The sequence below is a fragment of the Micromonospora qiuiae genome (assembly GCF_016863555.1).
GTDB classification, from domain to species: Bacteria; Actinomycetota; Actinomycetes; order Mycobacteriales; family Micromonosporaceae; genus Micromonospora; species Micromonospora qiuiae.
In genome coordinates, this window is sequence record NZ_BOPC01000015.1 from 1 (window position 1) to 18,284 (window position 18,284).

15 protein-coding genes are annotated in these 18,284 nt (G+C 72.9%); 4 read left to right on the forward strand and 11 right to left on the reverse strand.

The window, feature by feature from the left end; all coding sequences use genetic code 11:
* Positions 1-1,373, reverse strand: a 1,373-nt coding sequence (locus Vqi01_RS06005) for an MFS transporter (protein WP_204033535.1), incomplete at its 3' end; no start/stop codon positions are given.
* 219 nt (positions 1,374-1,592) lie between these two features.
* Here Vqi01_RS06005 and Vqi01_RS06010 point away from each other — a divergent pair.
* The 3 genes from Vqi01_RS06010 to Vqi01_RS06020 all read left to right on the forward strand — a co-directional run bounded on the left by Vqi01_RS06010 (position 1,593) and on the right by Vqi01_RS06020 (position 3,365).
* Complete coding sequence (locus Vqi01_RS06010; protein WP_204033536.1) at positions 1,593-2,573, forward strand: helix-turn-helix domain-containing protein; 981 nt, start codon at positions 1,593-1,595, stop codon at positions 2,571-2,573.
* Between the two features lie 68 nt (positions 2,574-2,641).
* Positions 2,642-2,878: a DUF397 domain-containing protein gene (locus Vqi01_RS06015; protein WP_204033537.1), complete on the forward strand. Its 237-nt coding sequence runs from the start codon at positions 2,642-2,644 to the stop codon at positions 2,876-2,878.
* Positions 2,879-3,092: 214 nt separating this feature from the next.
* Positions 3,093-3,365, forward strand: a complete 273-nt coding sequence (locus Vqi01_RS06020; protein ID WP_204033538.1) for a hypothetical protein — start codon at positions 3,093-3,095, stop codon at positions 3,363-3,365.
* 340 nt (positions 3,366-3,705) lie between these two features.
* Here the strand turns inward: Vqi01_RS06020 and nudC are convergent, their stop codons facing one another.
* The 9 genes from nudC to Vqi01_RS06065 form a co-directional block, all read right to left on the reverse strand.
* On the reverse strand, positions 3,706-4,695 hold the full coding sequence (nudC, locus tag Vqi01_RS06025; protein WP_204033539.1) for an NAD(+) diphosphatase: 990 nt from the start codon (positions 4,693-4,695) through the stop codon (positions 3,706-3,708).
* On the reverse strand, positions 4,692-6,017 hold the full coding sequence (locus Vqi01_RS06030; protein ID WP_204033540.1) for a M16 family metallopeptidase: 1,326 nt from the start codon (positions 6,015-6,017) through the stop codon (positions 4,692-4,694). The genes nudC and Vqi01_RS06030 overlap by 4 nt, the downstream gene beginning before the upstream one ends.
* 118 nt (positions 6,018-6,135) lie before the next feature.
* Positions 6,136-7,446 carry a M16 family metallopeptidase gene (locus tag Vqi01_RS06035; protein ID WP_204033541.1) on the reverse strand — a complete coding sequence of 437 codons (1,311 nt, stop codon included), beginning with the start codon at positions 7,444-7,446 and terminating at the stop codon, positions 6,136-6,138.
* 98 nt (positions 7,447-7,544) lie between these two features.
* A complete protein-coding gene (locus Vqi01_RS06040; protein ID WP_204033542.1) occupies positions 7,545-7,724 on the reverse strand; it encodes a hypothetical protein in 180 nt (59 codons plus the stop codon).
* 205 nt (positions 7,725-7,929) lie between these two features.
* Complete coding sequence (locus tag Vqi01_RS06045; RefSeq protein WP_013735772.1) at positions 7,930-8,133, reverse strand: cold-shock protein; 204 nt, start codon at positions 8,131-8,133, stop codon at positions 7,930-7,932.
* Between the two features lie 233 nt (positions 8,134-8,366).
* Positions 8,367-11,723, reverse strand: a complete 3,357-nt coding sequence (locus Vqi01_RS06050) for an ATP-dependent helicase (RefSeq protein WP_204033544.1) — start codon at positions 11,721-11,723, stop codon at positions 8,367-8,369.
* 2 nt (positions 11,724-11,725) lie between these two features.
* A complete protein-coding gene (locus Vqi01_RS06055; protein WP_204033545.1) occupies positions 11,726-15,145 on the reverse strand; it encodes an ATP-dependent helicase in 3,420 nt (1,139 codons plus the stop codon).
* A 281-nt stretch (positions 15,146-15,426) separates the two neighbouring features.
* Positions 15,427-15,972: an LOG family protein gene (locus tag Vqi01_RS06060; RefSeq protein ID WP_204033546.1), complete on the reverse strand. Its 546-nt coding sequence runs from the start codon at positions 15,970-15,972 to the stop codon at positions 15,427-15,429.
* A 3-nt stretch (positions 15,973-15,975) separates the two neighbouring features.
* Entirely contained in the window at positions 15,976-16,812 is an 837-nt protein-coding gene (locus Vqi01_RS06065; protein ID WP_204033547.1) for an LOG family protein, read from the reverse strand.
* 135 nt (positions 16,813-16,947) lie between these two features.
* Between Vqi01_RS06065 and Vqi01_RS06070 the strand changes: the two genes are divergently transcribed.
* Positions 16,948-17,091, forward strand: a complete 144-nt coding sequence (locus tag Vqi01_RS06070; RefSeq protein WP_204033549.1) for a hypothetical protein — start codon at positions 16,948-16,950, stop codon at positions 17,089-17,091.
* 75 nt (positions 17,092-17,166) lie between these two features.
* Here Vqi01_RS06070 and dapE read toward each other — a convergent pair whose 3' ends face one another.
* On the reverse strand, positions 17,167-18,240 hold the full coding sequence (gene dapE / locus Vqi01_RS06075) for a succinyl-diaminopimelate desuccinylase (protein WP_204033550.1): 1,074 nt from the start codon (positions 18,238-18,240) through the stop codon (positions 17,167-17,169).
* Positions 18,241-18,284: the final 44 nt, after the last annotated feature.

Consider the following 18,284-nt stretch of genomic DNA (forward strand, 5'->3'; position numbering starts at 1 on the left):
GGGCTCGTTGAGGGCGGGCTCGTTGAGGGCGGGCTCGTTGAGGGCGGGCTCGTTGAGGGCGGGCTCGTTGAGGGCGGGCTCGTTGAGGACGGAGGGCTCAGCCGGCGGCCGCTCCAGAGGTAGCCGCCGGCGCCCAGGGTGGCCAGGCCGACCAGCGCGAAGACCAGCCGGTAGTCGAGCACGCCGACGACCAGGGCACCCATGCCGACCGAGAGCGCCTGCGGACCCCGGATCACGGCCTCGGAGGCCGCCGCGACCCGGCCGAGCAGCTCGGGCGGGGTCCGCCGCTGGACCAGCGTGTGCAGCCCGACCAGGGCCAGCGGCAGCGACACGCCCGCCAGCAGCACCGCGGCGAAGCCGAGCCACAGATTCGGGTACGCCAGCACCAGCGCGGCGGGCCCGAAGAACGCGACACCGACGCCCAGCGTGCCCAACTCGCCGACCCGCCGCAGCACGGCGGCGGAGCAGAGGCCGCCGAACAGCCCGCCGACGCCCTGCACCGTGATCAGCACGCCGACGAACGCCGCGTCCCGGCCGAGCCCCTGATCGACGTACGCGAAGATCAGCGACTCGGTGAAGCCCATCACCAGCGAGCCGAGTCCGTAGCCGAGCAACGCCCGCCGCAGCGCCAGCTCACGGGTGAGGTGGCGGAGCCCGGCGATCAGCTCCGCCGACCACCGTCGCGCCGGCTTGGCACCGTCGGCCATCGTCACGCCGCCGGGCGAGGTGACGCCGCCGGACGGGACAGCGCCCCTGGGCGGGACAGCGCCCCTGGGCGGGACAGCGCCGCCGGGCGAGGTGGCGGACGGCTCGGCCGGACGCAGCGTACCGACCACCGCAGCAGCGGTCAGGAAGCCGGCCATCCCCACGGCGGCCAGCATCCAACCGCCGAGGACCGCGTAGAGCCCGGCACCGGCCAGCGGACCGACCAGCCGTAGCCCCTGACGAACCGTCTGCAGCACCCCGTTCGCCTCACCGAGCAGGTCGGACGGCACCAGTTCCCGGACCAGCCGGCTGAGCACCGCGCTGACCGTGAGGTTCGACAGGCCGTAGAGAGCGGCGACCCCGTAGATGATCCACATGTCGCCCGCGTCCCGGACCGCGAAGAGCGGCGTGAGCAGCAGCGCCATCGCCAGGTTGGTGGCCACGAAAAACGGGCGCCGGGGGTACCGGTCGACGAACCAACCGACCAGCGGCGCGAGCGTTCTCGGCGCGAGGATCACGAAAATGGTGGCACCGGCGAGCCCATCCGATCCGGTCAGGTCCTTCACCCAGATGGCGAGCGCCAGCAGCAGAATCGACTCGGCGGTCATGCTGGCCAGCAGTCCACCGAAGAGCAGGCGGAAGTCCGGGCGACTCAGGACGGTGCGCATTTATCCCTCCGGGGGTGGCGCGACGCGGGGCGGCAGACGCCCGTGGCGGATCCGGCGACGCAGGTCACGGCGGCTCCCGTCCGGGCATCAGTACGCGTTTTCTGATGACACGCCCTCCGCCGGTACCTCCGGCGCCGGTCGCGACGTCCATACTGACCGTGGGGGGCGAATTCATACAGTTACCGTCGCGTCGCCGGCGGTCGACGAAAAGAGGAGACGGTGCCTCCTGCCGTACCCAGCCCGATCCGGCGCCGAGGCCGGCTCGGCAATGAACTGCGCCAGTTGCGCGAGGCCGCCGGCCTTACCGGGGACCAGGTCATCGAACAGATCGGCTGGGCCTCCGCATCCAAACTGTCCCGACTGGAGAACGGCCGCAGCCGGCCCGATCCACAGGACGTCCAGACCCTGCTTGACCTGTACGGTGCCGGCGAAGCAGTGCAGAAGAAGTTGCTCGACATCACCCACCAGGCCGGCGACATGCGCGGCTGGCTCAAGAAGTTCCCGGCGATGACCCAGCAGCAACGCGGCTTCGCCGAACTGGAGGCGGGCTGCGCCGAGATCTCCGAGTACAGCCCGGTGCTGGTGCCGGGGCTGTTGCAGACCACCGGGTACGCCCGGCTACGGCTCTCCTCGGCGCAACGGGTCGACCAGGAGGCCGGCGACCCGCAGACCGGTGAGGACGTCGAGGCTGAGATCGCGGCCCGGCTGGCCCGGCAGGAGCTGCTCACCCAGGACACCGACCCACCTCGTTACACGGCAGTGCTGGAGGAGGCGGCGCTCGGCCATCGGGCCGGCCCGCCCGAGGTGCTCCGAGAGCAGTTGGCACAGCTGCGCGAGCTGGCCACCCTGCCGAACGTCACGCTGCACGTGCTCCTCCGGGAGACCCCGGTCGACCGGTGGTACCTTCCGCCGACCGCGTTCTCGCTCTACCGGTTCGCCGACCCCCTCGATCCGGAGACGCTGGCCATCGAAGGTGGATTCACCGACGTCATGTCGACCGAGATAATCGCCCTAAATCGCTATAAAGTGGTGTTCGAGTGGCTACGCACGGCGGCACTCTCCGACACGGACACCTACCAATGGCTGACGCAGTCGCTGGGACGGCTGTCCGGGGCGGCGACCCCGTCCACCCTGGCCAGTGGCTCGGCAACGGCGCCGGCCCAGCGTCGCGGATCCTCCGGGCGCCTGACGGAGCGGTGACCCGCGGAAAACCGCCGTCGGGACGTGCGGTGCCACTCGTTTTATCGGTTCACCACAGGAGCGCAACGATGAACGAGATCCGCAACACGCCGTCCGTCCTGGCTCAACTCGCGGACGCGCCATGGCGTACCAGCACGCGCAGCCAGACCTCCAACTGTGTCGAGGTCGCGCCGCTGCGTACCGGCTCTGCCGCAGTGGCCCTGCGTGACAGCAAGGACCGGGGCGGCCCGGTGCTGCTGTTCGACCGGGCCGGCTGGCAGGGCTTCATCTCCGGCACCAAGGCCGGGGAGTTCGACCTCACGTAGGGCCGTGCGATAGCGCGGGGCCGCCGGTACCCACCGGCGGCCCCGTCGTCGTTCCGAGCCGACAACGCCGCTGAGCAGGGGTCGGATGATCGGACGGGGCCGTAGGGCCGATAGGCGCGTTTCACTTGCTGGGACGCGGGCCGGGCGTACGATGACGGGGTAGTGACGTGGAACTTCCACGGATTCCACCCGTCGCGCACATCCGGAGACCCAGATGCGGTTCCTGATCGTTCGCACCGCCATTCGCGCCGCCGCCGACACCGACATCACGGCTGCCTGGGCCGGCGGTCGCCGGCTGCGGGACGAGACCACCCGACCCGAGCTGCGTCGCCAGGTCGTCCACGCCGAAGACCGCGACGCCGCCCTCCTGCTCGCCCGGGCGCTCGCCACGGTCGGTGCCGTACGCTCCGGCAAGCAGCGGGTCAAGGTGCTGCCGCTAGATGACCCGGGGGACTTCCGTGCCCGCCCGGGCTCGCCCGGCACCTGACCCAATCCGCGTCCGTCGTGGTCGACCGGCTCCCCCGCCGTGTTCCTCACCCAGCCGACCACGACGGCCCGTGTCCCCGGCCCGTGTCCGCCGCGGCAACGACGGTCACGGGCCGGGGCCGCACCCACACGACGCCCCGCCACACGTGCACGCCGCCCCGCCGCACGCCCCGCCGCCGCCCGGCCGCACGCCGCCCCGCGCCGCGCCGCCCCGCGCCGCCCCGCGCCGCCCCGCCCCGCGCCGCCCCGAGCCGCGCCGCCCCGCCCCGCGCCGCCGCAGGCTTGTTAAAAGGGGCCCCCTGCTATACACGAGGCGTTAAAAGGGGGCCCTTCCTTACACCTCAGCAGTGTCCGTCGAGCCAGCGGTGGATCAGGAACAACGCGATCGACGACGACGGAGGCAGCTGCAGTTGGGCACCCCCCACGTCGACCGTCCGCCCGGCCAGCGCCGCACCGATCTCCTGTCGGGAGAACCAGCGGGCCTGGGCGATCTCGACGGGATCGATCCGAAGCGGGTGCGCCGGATCGGCCGTGGCCAGGAAGCCGAGCATCAGCGTGCCGGGGAACGGCCACGCCTGGCTGCCCACATACGTGATGCCGGAGACCGGCAGGCCCACCTCCTCGCGTACCTCCCGCAGCACCGTCACCTCGACCGACTCGCCCGGTTCCACGTAGCCGGCCAGGCAGGAGAAGCGGAGCTGCCCCGCGGCGTTGGGCCAGGTCGCGTTGTTGCCCAGCAGGCACCGCCCGTCCAGCCCGTCGACCCCGTCGTGCACGAGCACGATCATCGCCGGGTCGGTTCGCGGCCACACCCGCTCACCCTGGGCGTCCACCCGGGACCACCCGGCCTCGGCTGCCCGGGTCGGCGCGCCGGTGATCGGGTGGTAGAGATGCCGCAGATGCCAGTTGGTCAGCGCCAGCGCCGTGGTGAACAGCCCCGCGTCCCGGTCGCTGAGCAGGTGCCCGACGTGTCGCAGGTGCGCCGCTCGGGTGCCCGGCACCACCGCCAGCGCCGCGTGCACACAGAACACCGGCACCCCGTCCGGCTCGACGCCGAGGAACATCGCCTCGGTGGCGAGCGCCGGCGGCAGATCGTCCGCGTCCGCGATGACCAACGCCGGCACCGGAGTGTCCGTACGCACCAGGGCCTGCCCGCCGGACTCGACGTCCAGCACCAGCACCCGGGCGCCGGCCCACGCCTGCGCCAGCCACTGCGGATCGGTACGTCGGTGCGCCGCCCGATCCAGCGTGGAGCGGGCCAGCGGCGGGACCGCTTCCCCACGCGCGTCGGCGAGCTGCCCGGTGCCATCCGGCCCGGCGTGCGGCCTCATGACGGCACCGGCACGGTCTCGATCGGGGTCAGGGCGGCCAGCGACGACGCGATCCGCTCGGCGTCGCCGAGCACCACGGTGACCGCCCGCGCCGGGGCGAGATACCGGGCTGCCGCCTCGGCCACGTCGTCGGCGCTCGCCCCGGCCAGTCGGGCCGCGTACTCGGGCAGGAAATCCAGCCGCAGTCCGTTGCCGGCGTACGCGCTGACCAGCGATGCCAACCCCGCCTGGGTGGAGACCCCGAGCTGAAGCGTGCCGAGGGCGTACTGCCGGGCCTGTTCCAACTCCTCAGGGTTGGGTGGCACGGTGGCCAGCCGGCCCAGCTCATAGCTGGTCTCCAGCAGCGCCGGGGCGGTCACCTCGGTGGCCACCTCCGCGGCGGCCACCAGCAGCGAGCCGGCCACCGAGTGCTCCACCAGCGAGTGCGGCCCGTACGTGTAGCCCTTGTCCTCGCGGATGTTCTCCACCCACCGGGAGGAGAAGTACCCGCCGAAGATCAGGTTGGCCAGTTGCAGCGCGGCGAGGTCGGGGTGGGTGCGCGGCACCGCCGGCAACGCCAACCGCAGCGAGGACTGCACCGACCCGGGCCGGTCGACCAGCAGCAGCGGGCCGGGCACCAGCGGCGGGGCGGGCGGCAGGTCGCCGCGGTGCCCGTCGCCCTGCCAGCCGCCGAGGGCCTTCTCGGCCACGTCCAGCGCCCGCTCCGGCCGAACGTCGCCGACCAGCGCGAGCACCGCACCCGCCGGGTGCACCCGCTGGGCGTGCAGCGTACGCAGCCCGGCCGGCCGGACCGCGCGGACCTGCTCGGGGTCCGGCGTCTGCACCGCGTACGGGTGCCGACCGTAGATCCGCTTGAGCAGGGCGGTACGGGCCAGGTGGGCGGGCTGGCTCCGGGCAACCTGGATCCCGTCGATCAACCGGTCCCGCTCGACCCCCACCCACTCGGCCGGGTAGCTGGCGCCGGTGAGCACCTCGGCGAGGATCTCCAGCATCCGATCCAGCCCGGTGGCCAGACCGGTGCCGGAGAGCATCAACCGGTCCGGGTCCAGCCCGACGGAGAGCCCCCCGCCGATCTTCTGCAACTCGGCGGCGATCTGCACGCTGCTCATCGTCTCCGTGCCGGAGAGCATGGTCTGCGCGAGCATCTGCCCACGGGCCAGATGAGCCCGACCGAAGGGAATCCACAGCCGCACCTCGACCAGCGGCACCGCCGGGCGGCGTACCGCGATCACGGTGAGCCCGTTGTCGAGTGTGCGCTCGGCCTGCTGGGGCAGCTTGAGCCGGCGGGTCGGGCCGAGCGGCGGCAGCGGTCGCGCGCTCACCGGGCCGTCTTTCGTTCGCGACTGCGGGGCTCGCAAACCCGGCTCACTCCTCGCGCTCACCGAGCCATACCTTTCGTTCGCGACTGCGGGGCTCGCAAACCCGGCTCACTCCTCGCGCTCACCGGGCACCTCCGGGGATGACCTCGACGGACGCGCGGCACTCGGGTCGTAGCGCGGCTGCGGCGGCCCGGACCTGTTCGTCGGTGACCTCGCCGACCAGCCGGGGCAGCTCGCCCAGCAATTCCGGTTCGCCGCGTTGCTGCTCCAGCACCGCCATCCGCAATGCGCGGCCGAGCACCGCGTCGGTTTCGCGCAGCAGGTGGGTGGCCATCCGGGCCTGGGTGCGGGCCAGCTCGCCATCGCCGAGCCCGTCGGTGGCGAGCCGGTCCAGCTCCTCGTCGACGGTACGCAGCACCTTGTCGACGTCGCCGCCGGGCGGCAGATGGGACTGGAGCAACAGGGCCGTGGGGTCGCGTACGTCGAACGGATCCCCCATGAAACCGAGGTAGCCACCCACGCTGGTCACCGCGCGGTCCCGGTGCACCAGCCGCTCGACCAGCCGGGACGCGTCGCCGTCGGTGAGCACCTCGGCCAGCACCACGTACGGCAGGTAGGCGGCGAAGTCGCCGATCGGGTCGGGCACCCGCCACGCCGACGCCACCGCCGGCAGCGGAGCAAGCTTGTCGGTGTACGCGGAGCGTCGCTCGGCGGTCAGCTGCGGCTCGGCGAAGTCCGGCCGGGCCGGCGCCGGCCGGGCCGGTACATCACCGAAGTGCCGCTCGATCAGTTCGGTCGCCTCGGCGGTGTCGATGTCGCCGCTGACCGAGAGCACGGCATTGCCGCTGGCGTAGTAGCGCCGGAAGAAGTCGGCGGCGTCGGCGACGGTGGCCGACTCCAGGTCGTCGAAGGAGCCGTAGCCGTCGTGCGCGTTGGGAAAGGTGTCGAACATGACCGGCGGCAGGGCCAGCCAGGGGAACCCGCCGTACGGCCGGTTGAGCACGTTGACCCGGATCTCTTCCTTGACCACGTCGACCTGGTTACGCAGGTTCTCCTCGGTCAGCCGGGGACCACGCATCCGGTCGGCCTCGAGGAACAGCGCCCGCTCCAGCGCGTTGCTCGGCAGGGTCTCGAAGTAGTCGGTGTAGTCCAGGTGGGTGGAGCCGTTGAAGGTGCCGCCCGCGCCCTGCACGTGCCGGAAGTGGGCGAGCTTTTCCAGGTTTTCCGAGCCCTGGAACATGAGGTGCTCGAAGAGGTGGGCGAAGCCGCTGCGGCCCTCGGGCTCGGAGCGGATGCCTACGTCGTAGACCACCGCCACCCCGATGACCGGGGCACTGCGGTCGGGGGCGAGGACCACCCGCAGTCCGTTGTCGAGGGTGAACCGCTCGACCGGATACCTCGTCGCTGGGATCTTCGCTCTGCGCGTCGGCACGGATCCGACCCTAACCTGTCGGCGCGTCCCAAGCGCCATCCTGCCGCCACCCCGCCCCTCCCACATCCGGCCCACGGGTGCGCGGAAGGCCGTTGCTTTCAGGCCGAACTCCGGTCGGGCGGAGTGGGTGGGGTGTGTAGCTCCACCAGCCCGGACGGGGCGGCCCCGCCCGGGGTTACGGGCCAGGGCGTGAACGCCGCCACTGTGGCGAGCAGCACCCCGAGGATCGCCACCGCGACCACCAGGAGCAGTTCGCGTACCCCCGTGGAACCCACCATGGTCGTCCCTTTCCGCACCGAGCCGAATCCCCCGGATCGAGCGTGGCCCGGCCGGGTTGCTGGCGGCAGTCGCCCACCCGACCGTCCAATGGCTGATTGCCGACTCAGGGTTGCGAGCGCGGCTGACCGCGGTGCGAACGGCCGGACCACCGCAGACGAGACCTGCCCGCCGCGATGACCCGACCGTCGCTGACGACCTGCGAGATCAGAGCGGGCGGATGTTCTCCGCCTGCGGGCCCTTCTGGCCCTGGACGACCTCGAACTCCACCCGCTGGTTCTCGTCCAGGCTGCGGTAGCCGGAGCTCTGGATCGCCGAGAAGTGGGCGAAGACGTCGGCGCCGCCGCCGTCCGGGGTGATGAAGCCGAAGCCCTTGTCAGCGTTGAACCACTTGACGGTGCCAATAGCCATGCTTGTTTCGTCTCCTTGACGGAACGTCGAACCCGCACCTGCTGCGGGATCGGAGAGAGGAATGCTCCGTGCGGACATGCCCGGAACATTTGTCGCTTCTGGTCGCCCCGCCCGGAGAACTCCGGACACAACAAAGTGCGCCTGGGTCTCGTATCCACCAGGCGCATACAGAGCTGGTAACCAAAACTGCAACGCGGGAACCCTACCACGGGTCCGGCCCAGGCGCGGTAGGTTCAGGGCAACTCCGGCACCGAGGTGATCAACGCGGCGAGCCCGTCAGCGTCGAGCAGGTCCGCCGGACGGACGGTCACGCCGTCCCGTACGTAGTGGAAGGCGGCGCCGACCCGGTCGACCGGTACGCCGGCCAGCTCCGCCCAGGCCAGCCGGTAGACCGCCAACTGCACGGCGGCCACCTCGGCGGCTGACCCGGACGGGCGGGCACCGGTCTTCCAGTCGACCACGTCGAAGCGGCCGCCGGGCCGACGGAACACCGCGTCCATCCGGCCGCGTACCACCACACCGCCGATCACGGTGGCGAACGGCACCTCCACCTCGACCGGCATCCGGTCGGCCCACTCACTGGACAGGAAACGCTGCTGAAGCTCGGCCAGCGCCTCGTCCGGTGCGGCATCGGCGTCCGCCGCGCCGGGCAGCTCGTCGGTGTCGAGCAGCCGGTCCGCGCCGAACCGCTGCTCCAGCCAGGCGTGAAAAGCGGTGCCCCGGCGGGCGTACGGGTTCGGCTCGACCGGCAGTGGTCGGCGCAGCGTACGGGCCAGCGCCACCGGGTCCCGGCGCAACGCGACCAGCTGTGTCACCGACAGGTGCTCGGGCAGCGCCACATCGATCGGGCCGGAAAGTCGACTCAGCTCCGCCCGCTCGGTCAGCAGCAGGTCTGTTTCCCGCCGCCATCTGGCGATCTCCGGATCCGCCGCCGCCTCGTCCGACCGGGCGGCCCTGTCGCCCTCGGTGAGGCTACGCCGCACCAGCGCCGCCGCCTCGGTCAGCAGCGGACGGCGCACACCGAGCGGGTCGGCCGGCCATTCGGCGCGCAACACCACCTCGGTGGTCGGGTTCACCGCGTCCGGCGTCGGCTCCGGCGCCCACTCGTCGATCAGGTGACCGGTGCCGCCGGCCAGGCACGCGTCGTGTACCTCACGCAGCAGTGCCGACGGTCCGCGCGGTCGCTTGGTGCCCTCCCCCCACCAGTGACCAGAGCAGAGCAGCAGTCGGCGCGGGCGGGTGACCGCCACGTACGCCAGCCGGCGCTCCTCCCGCTCGTCGTGGGCTCGCCAGGCGTCGGTGAAGTCCGCCACGGCCCGGGCCACCGCGCGCTGGTCGGCGGCCTCGGCCAGGGCCAGATCGGGCAGGCCGTCGACGTCACCACGCAACGGAAAGGGCAGCACCCCCAGCCCGCCGAGCCAGTGATCCGAGTTGCGCACCGGCCCCGGCCACACTCCCCGGCTCAACCCGGCCACCGCGACCACGTCCCACTCCAGCCCCTTGGCAGCGTGCGCGGTGAGGATCTGCACCGCCCCCTCGACCACCTCCACCTCCCCCGGGGCCAGGCCGCGCTCCTCGTCCTCGGCAGCGGCGAGGTAGGCCAGGAAACCGGCGAGCGTGGCACCCGGGCTCTCCCCGCTGAACCGGGCCGCCACGTCGCCCAGCGCGTCCAGGTGTCCCCGGGCCAGGCCGGCGTCGCCGGCGCCGCCCCCGCCGGACCGCACCGCCACCTCCACGTCCAGGCCGGTGGTCCGCTCGATGTCCGCGATCAGGTCCGGCAGGGACTGGTCCAGCCGGTAGCGGAGCAGGCCCAGTTCCCGGGCGTACGCGCGCAACCGCGCGTACCCCTCGGCCGAGTACGCCTGCGCCGGCCCGAGATCGGCCAGCGCCTCGACCAGGGTCGCCTCGTCGAGGCGGTCCGGGACGATCTCCGGGGGGTCGTCGTCGGCGAGCTGCCGGCGGGCGGCGGCGATGGCCCTGGCCCGTCGGTGCAGGGCGACCAGGTCGCGTGGCCCGATCCGCCACCGGGCACCGGTCAGCAGGCGCAGCAGCGCGGCGCCGTCGGTCGGGTCGGCCAGCACCCGCAGCGTGCACACCACGTCGCGTACCTCGGGGGTGTCCAGCAGGCCCCCCAGCCCGACCACCTCGACCGGCAGGCCGCGTTCGCGCAGCGCGGCGGCGATCGCCGGGATCTGACTGCGCAGCCGGACCAGCACCGCCGTGGTCGGGCGCCGGGTGACCGGGATCTGCTCGGGCAACGCGCCGGGCATCGCGGCCGCGCCTCGCCAGGCGGCGAGCAGGCTGTCGGCGATCCAGTCGGCCTCGTCGGCGTATGTGGACAGCAGCGCACAGTGCACGGTGCCGGCGGCGGCGCCACCCGGGCTGCGGTGGGCGATGGGTTCGTCGACGCTGAGCGCGGCGTGCAGTTCCGGCACCCGGGCACCGGCGGCACGCAACGGGGTGGACAGGGCGTTCGCCACCGCGAGAATCTCCGGGCGGTTGCGCCAACTGGTGGTCAGCCCGAGCACCGGGGCCGGGCTGCCGTCGGCCCGGGCGAACTCGGTCGGAAAGCGGTCCAGGGTGCCGGCGCTGGCGCCCCGCCAGCCGTAGATGGACTGGCACGGGTCACCCACGGCGGTCACCGGGTGCCCGCCGCCGAACAGCGCGCCGAGCAGCACCACCTGGGCATGGCTGGTGTCCTGGTACTCGTCGAGCAGCACCACCCGGTAGCGGCTTCGCTCGATCTCGCCGACCCCCGGGTGGTCCCGGGCCACCCGGGCGGCCCGGGCGAGCTGGTCGGCGAAGTCCATCGCCTCGAAGTCGTCCTTGCGCCGGGCGTATGCGCGCACCAGCGGCAGCAGCTTCAACCGGGTCTGTTGCAGTGCGAGGGCCTTGCGCACGTCGGCGTAGACGCGCCCCGGGCGGGACTGCACGTCGGCGAAGAAGCGGCCGGTCCACGCGGCGAGGGCGTCCGGGTCGACCAGGTGCTCGTCCAGCTCGCCGGCGAGCGCCAACACGGCGTCGGTGATGCTGCTCGGCATCCGGTCCACCCCGGACATGTCCCCGTCGTAGTTGCGCACGATCAGGTCGACCAGCTGCCAGCGGGACGCCTCGGTGAGCAGCCGGGTGGTGGGTTCGTAACCGGCGCGCAGGCCGTGCTCGGTGACGATCCGACCGGCGTACGAGTGGTAGGTGGCCACCGTCGGTTCCCCGGCCAACGGGTCGTCGAGCGGGTCGCGCCCGCGCCGGCCCAGTCGACGGATCAGCTGGTCGAGCCGGGTACGCACCCGGTGCGCCAGCTCGCCGGCGGCCTTGCGGGTGAAGGTGAGGCCGAGGACCTGTTCCGGCCGGACGTACGAGTTGGCGACCAGCCAGACCACCCGGGCCGCCATCGTCTCGGTCTTGCCCGAGCCGGCGCCCGCGACCACCAGCAGCGGCTCCACGGGCGCCGCGATGATCGCCGCCTGTTCCCGGGTGGGTGCCGGCAGACGCAGCAGCCTGGCCAGCTCCACCGGGGTGTATCGGGGGCCGGCGTCGGCCGCCCGGGGCGCCGGGGTGGCGGGGTTGAACAGGGCGGGCTGGGAGGGCACGCTCACTCCTCGCGCTCCGGCCGCCGGACGGTCGGCGGCTCGACCACCTGCCGCCCCTGCCCGGACACCGGGCAGCTGGTGCGCACCGGGCACACCCGGCACTTCGAGTTGGCGACCGCGGCGAAGGTGGCGGCGGCCATCGTATCGGCGGTGCGCCGGACCAGCGCGGTGGCCCAGCCGGCCTCCGGCCCGTCGGTGGCCGGTGGCTGGGCCTGCTCCCGGGCGTCGCGGGCACCGGTGCCGAGTTGCACCAGGGCCGCTCCGCCGGGCTCGTCGCCGAACTCGGCGAAGGCACCCGCCTCCACCGCCGCCTGGTACCCGCCGAGTTGTGGATGCTCGGCCACCTCACGTGCGGTGACGGCAGTGGACTTGCCGGTCTTGAGGTCCACCACCACCAGCCGGCCGTCCGCGTCCACCTCCAACCGGTCCACCCGGCCAACCAGCTCGATCGGCCGGCTCGGGTCGTCCAGGCGTACCGCGAACTCGTGCTCGATGGCGAGCAGCCGGCGCGGGTTGGCGGCCAGCCAGCGCAGCAGCTTGTCGACCATCTCCTCGGCGCGGGCCCGCTCCGGGCCGACCATCCACCGCGCGGCCAGTTCGATCGCGTCGAACCGGGCGGCGACGTAGTCCAGCAACTCGCTCCGGTCGGCGCTGGCGTCCTCGGCCAGCATCGCCGCCGCGTGCACCAGGTTGCCGACACTCTGTGCGGTGCTGGCCGGAGCGCTCCCGCCGTGCCGTTCCAGCAGCCAGCGCAGGCTGCACCGCAGCGCGCTCTCCATCGCCGACGGAGTGACCCGGACCGGCTCTCCCTCGTCCACCAGCGGCCGGTCGTCCGACAGCGGGCGCAGTCCCCACCAGTCGTCGGGGTGCGCGCCGGAGACCCCGGCAGCGGCCAGCCGGGCCAGTTCGGCCGCCGCCGCCCGCCGCCGGACGACCGGGACCGCCGGGTCAGCGACCGCGGTACGCAACTCCGCCACCAGCGCGGGCAGGGTGAGCGCGCGGGGCGGGCGGCTGACCGGCAGTGCTCGCGGGGCATCCGGTTCGGACCCGCCCGGTGGGTCGCCGTCGCCGGGGCCGGGCGGGTCGGTGGGACCGATCTCGTGGAGGAAGCGGCTGGGCTGCTCCTCGTGGTCGTCGCCACCCACCGCCGCGGAAGCGACTGCGCTGACCAGCAGCCGGCGTCGGGCCCGGGTAACCGCGACGTGGAACAGCCTCCGCTCCTCGTCGAGCAGGGCGGAGGTCTGCCCGACCAGGGTGGCCGCCCCACCGGCCCCGTCCGACCGGCCGGCCAGCACGTCCACCAGGCGTTCGGAGCCGAGCAGGCTGCCGCGCAGTCGCAGGTCGGGCCAGACTCCCTCCTGCACTCCGGCGACGGCCACCAGGTCCCACTCGAGGCCCTTGGCGGCGTGCGCGGTGAGCAGCCGGACGGCGTCGCCCCGGTCGGCGGTCGGGGCCAGGGTGTCGGCCGGCAGCTCCTGGCCGAGCACGTGGTCGAGGAAGACTTCGGTACGCGCACCCGGAAGCCGGTCGGTGAAACGGGCGGCGGCGTCGAAGAGAACCAGCACCGCGTCCAGGTCACGGTCGGCCGCCTCGGCCCGGCGGCGCCGGGCGAGGTCACCCTCACCGGCCACGGCGGGGCCCCGGGTCAGCGCGGCGGACCACAGCTCGGCCAGCCCGCTGGCCCGCCACACGGCCCAGAGCACCTCCTCGGCGGTGGCACCGGGTCGGCCGGCCGCCTCGCGGGCCACGGCCAGCAGCCCGGCCACCGTCTGCGCCGGCTCGGCCCAGCGCCGTTGCACGCCGGCCAGTTCGGCCGGGTCGCGCAGTGCCTCGACGATCAGCTCGCCGGAGGGCCGGCGATCGCCGGTGGCCAGGGCGATGGCGCGCAGGCCCTGCCGTAGCCGCCGCTCGGCCAGCGGGTCGGCACCGCCGAAGGGCGAGTGCAGCAGGGCGACGGCGGCCTCCTCGTCGAGCCGCTCCGGCTCCAGCGCGCAACGCAGCAGGAGCAGCAACGGCGCGACCGCCGGTTGCAGGTGCAGCGGCAGATCCTCGCCGTGCACCACGGTCGGCACGCCGGCCGCGTGCAGGGCCCGGCGCAGCGTGGGCAACTGCCGGCCGGTGGAGCGGACCAGCACCGCCATCCGCCCCCAGGGCATCCCGCCGAGCAGGTGCGCCTCGCGCAGGGCGTGCGCCAGCCAGGCGGCTTCGCTCGTGGCCGAGCGGAAGGTGTGGACCTCCACCTCGCCCGGCGGCGCGTCCGGCAACGGGCGCAACCGGCGGTGCGCCACCGGGCCACGCAGCCGTCGTGCCAGTCGGGCGGCGGCGGCCAGCAGCCGCTCACCAGCGCGGTAGCTGGTGGTCAGCAGCAGCTGCGCGGCCGGCGCACCGGAGGCGGTGCGGAACCGGTGCGGGAAGCTGGTCACGCCGCCGGGATCCGCGCCCCGGAACGCGTACGTGGACGAGTCGGGATCGGCGAACGCGATCAGCGGCAGGCCGCCGCCGGCGACCGTGTCCAGCAGGTCGAGCTGGGCGGGATCGGTGTCGGCAAGTTCGTCGACGTAGACGTACGCCAACCGGCGCCGCTCGGCGGCCAGCAGTTCTGGGTCGTCGCGCAACATCCCGATGGCCGCCCGGACCAGCTCCGCCGGGTCGTACGCGATCGAGCCCCGGTTGGCCACGTCGCGCAACGCCAGCACGGCGACGTACTCCCGGAGGAACCGGGCGGCGGCGGGCCAGTCGGCGCGGCCGAGCTTCTCGCCGAGCCGGGCCAGCTCGACCGGGCCGATCCCGCGCTCGGCCGCACGCATCAACAGGTCGCGCAGCTGGGCGGCGAACGCCCGGGTGCGCAACGCCGGGCGCAGATCCTCGGGCCAGCCGACCGGATCGTCATCCGGCTCCTTGCCGACGACGTCCAGCAGCTCACGGATGATCAGATCCTGTTCCGGGCCGGTGAGCAGGCGCGGCGAGGGCTCTCCCCGCTCGGCGGCGGCCCGCCGCAGCAGCCCGAAGGCGTACGCGGGAAAGGTGCGCACCAGCGGTTCGCGCAACACCCGCTGCCCGTCGGCGGCGATCCGGGCCTCGATCCGGTGCCGCAGGTCGGCTGCTCCCCGCCGGCCGAAGGTGAGCACCAGGATCCGCTCCGGATCCACCCCCTCCGCGATGCGGGTGGCGACCGCCTCGACGAGCGTCCGGGTCTTCCCGGTGCCCGGTCCACCGAGGACCAACAACGGCCCGTCGGTGTGCGCGACCACCTCCGCCTGCCCCGGATCGACCCGGCCGGCGCCGCCCGGCGCGCGGACCTCGACAGCCTCCGCGCGGACCTCGCGAGCCTGCCCGCGGACCTCGTCCGAGGGGCCACCGGTCGACTGGCCGCTCCCCTCGGTCGGCCCGGCGGGCCGACGCACCAACCGGTACGCCTGCATCCCGCCATCCCATCACGGGCCTGCGACACTCCCCGAATCGCCACACCATCCAGCCACCCCAGCTCACACCCCGAACTCCACCAGGTGGCTCCCCCAGCCAGTGGCGAGGCCCCGCTGCCACCCACCGGTCCCCTTCGTCCGCGCTTTGCTCTGCTTCAACCAGCGCACCAGTCGGGACGGATTTTCATTGCGTGGGGTGAAGCAGAGCAAAGGGATCGGGACGAACAGGTGCTGGGCGCGGGGTGGCGGGCCGGGGGTGCAGGATGCGGAGTGCAGCGCGTTCAGGTGAGGTGGGACTCGAGGACGTCGAGGGCGTCCGGGACGGTGTCGACGAGCCGGAGCAGGTCGAAGCCGGCGGGCTTGAGGAAGGTCTGGTCGGCCAGGTCGCGCAGCCAGGCCAGCAGTGGACGGTAGAAGCCGTCAGCGTCCACCAACACCATCGGCTTGTCGTGCAGGGCCAGGGTGGCGGTGGTCCAGACCTCGAAGAGCTCGTCGAGCGTGCCGAGCCCGCCGGGCAGGGTGAGGAAGGCGTCCGACTTCTCGATCATGAGGATTTTCCGGCTGGCCATCGATTCGGTGACCAGCAGTTCGTCGGAGGCGAGGTCGGCCACCTCCAGGTCCACCAGCGCCTGCGGGATCACGCCGATGGTTCGCCCACCCGCCGAACGCGCGCCGTTGGCCATCGCGCCCATCATTCCGACGCAGCCGCCGCCGCTGACCAGCGTGTGCCCGCGACGGGCGATCTCCGCGCCGGTGGCCGCCGCGAGGTCGAGCCAGCGCTGGTCCAGCGTGCGGGAGGAGGCGCAGAACACGCAGATCGCCGGCATCCGCTAGCGCTCCGACTCGTCGGCCGCGGCCCGCTGGTCGGCGGCGGCACGGGCGACGGCCTCCTCGCGTACCGCCTCCTGCTCGGTGCTGAGCGCGGCCTCGGCCTCGACGATGTGCCGCACGGCCGTGGCCACGTCGTCGGTGACGCAGATCAACTCCAGGTCGACCGGCCCGATCTTGCCTTCCGCAACCATGGTTTCGCGCAGCCAGTCGAGCAGCCCCTGCCAGTACTCGGTGCCCATCAGCACCACCGGGAACCGGGTGACCTTGCCGGTCTGCACCAAAGTGAGCGCCTCGAACAGCTCGTCCATGGTGCCGAAGCCACCGGGCAGCACGACGAAGGCCTGGGCGTACTTGACGAACATCGTCTTGCGGGCGAAGAAGTAGCGGAAGTTGATCGCCAGGTCGACCCACTCGTTGATGCCCTGTTCGAAGGGAAGCTCGATGCCGAGCCCGACGGAGAGCCCGCCGGCCTCGCTCGCCCCCCGGTTGGCCGCCTCCATCACACCGGGGCCGCCGCCGGTGATCACCGCATAGCCGGCGCGGGCCAGGGCGGCGCCCACCGCCTCGGCGAGCTGGCACTCGGGGCTGTCCGGCTTGCTCCGGGCGGATCCGAAGACGCTGACCGCCGGTGGCAGGTCGGCGAGGGTGTCGAAACCCTCCACGAACTCGGACAGTATGCGTAGTGCCCGCCAGGCGTCCTTGGTCTTCCAGTCGGCGCGCGCCCGCGAGTCCAACAGCCGTTGGTCAGCGGTGCTGGTGGGGATCGCCTGTCGGCGCAACGTGACGGCACCCCGATGCCGCTCCTGGCCCGGTTCGCGGCGGTTGCTCTGAGTCATGGGAGCAACCGTAGTGGAGCCCGGCCGGAGAGCCCGGTAACACTTGCTGATCTTGTGCAACCAAATCGCCTTGCCGCGCGTCCTACTATTCACATACCGGGTATGCCCCGGCACTCGGGTCGGGGAGGAGACAGCGTGATCACCAACAACGAACGCATCCGGATCCGGCGCCAGATGCAGCGGCGCATCCGTGACGTGGTGGCCGAGCGCCGCCACGCCAGCCTGCTCAAGACCCCGCCCGAGCCGCCCGCCGACCCGCCCCCCGCCAGCGTGCGTTGATCATGAGGTCAGCGGCGGTTTCGGATCGAGAACGCCGCCAACCTTGAGATCGACGGGGCAACGGGGTGGGTGGGTTCAGGTGCGGGAGAGCCAGCGGTGGAGGGTGGCGGCGCCGTCGCGGATCTTGCCGATCTCGACGTGCTCGTCCGGATGGTGGGCGAGGTTGGGGTCGCCGGGGCCGAAGTTCAGCGCGGGAATTCCCATGGCCGCGAACCGGGCCACATCGGTCCAGCCCAGCTTCCCGACCGGGGCGGCACCCACCGCAGCCAGGAATTCCCGCGCAGGTGGGGCCTCCAGTCCGGGCAGGGCACCGGGCGCGGAGTCGGTCACCGTCAACTCGTAGCCCGCGAAGACCTCCCGCAGGTGCGCCTCGGCCTCCGCCGGCGTACGATCCGGCGCGAAACGGTAGTTGACCTCGATCTCGCACCGGTCCGGTATGACGTTGCCCGCCACTCCGCCGTGGATCCGCACCGCGTTCATTCCCTCGCGGTACTCGCATCCGTCGATGGTCACCCGTCGCGCCTGGTAGTCGGTGAGGCGCCGGAGCAGTTCGCCCGCCCTGTGCACCGCGTTGACCCCCTGCCACGATCGGGCCGAGTGAGCCCGGACCCCGGTGCTGACCACCGTGGCCCGCATGGTGCCCTGGCAGCCCGCCTCCACGACCCCGTACGTCGGTTCGAGTAGCAATGCGAAGTCGGCCGCCAGCCACTCCGGGTGCGCCTCGGCCACCAGGTGCAGCCCGTTGTACTTGGACTCGATCTCCTCCGCCTCGTAGAAGAAGTACGTGACGTCGTAGCGGGGATCGGCCAGGGTCGCCGCGAGGTGCAGCGCGAACGCGACCCCGGATTTCATGTCCGAGGTGCCGCAGCCGTACATCAGGTCGCCGCGCATGGTCGACGGGAAGTTGTTGTTCAGCGGCACCGTGTCCAGATGCCCCGCCAGCACCACCCGGGACGTCCGGCCGAGGTCGGTACGCGCCATCACCGTGTTGCCGTGCCGGTAGGTGGTCAGGTGCGGCACCTCCCGCAGAACCTCCTCGACGCAGTCGGCGATGGCCTTCTCGTTGAGAGAAACGGACTCGATGTCGACCAGCGCGCGAGTCAACGCCACCGGATCGGCGAGGACCTCGGGGGTAAGCGGGTTCTCCATGGTCCGCACGGTACCGTCACAACCGGCGACCGCGAGACGCGAGG